This window comes from Polynucleobacter sp. UK-Kesae-W10 (assembly GCF_018881575.1).
Classification (GTDB): Bacteria; Pseudomonadota; Gammaproteobacteria; order Burkholderiales; family Burkholderiaceae; genus Polynucleobacter.
Genome location: NZ_JACVQB010000007.1, coordinates 1 through 335, shown reverse-complemented (window position 1 = coordinate 335; position 335 = coordinate 1). Strand labels below are relative to the sequence as shown.

Here is a 335-nt window from a genome sequence, read left to right as displayed (position 1 = left end):
ATAGTGCGGCCAGCGTCAGTATTAACGGCGGTTCTGCAACACTAATTAGTGGCACGACTGTTAATACCGGTATCGGTGGTCAAAGCTTTACCTTAGGCGGTACTTACGGCTCTGGCACCAATGCCAGCGGTACTCCTTATGCTGATGCCTTGACCTTAACTGCAACTGGTAACTACACCGTCACAATTAATCAAGGCGCTTTAACCATCGGCAAAGCCAACGCCTACGTCATCATCGGCTCTGGTCAAACGAGCGTCTATGGTGCTACCCCAGTGATTAATTACACCTACTACTCGACTGCTAGTGGCGCTGGTGGAGCAGCGATTACATCCCTA

General features: G+C 50.4%; 1 protein-coding gene. It reads left to right on the top strand.

Annotated features, from left to right (window positions below; genetic code table 11):
- Window positions 1–335: hypothetical protein (locus ICN24_RS10245; protein WP_216223688.1), on the top strand; the 335-nt coding region annotated here is incomplete at both ends.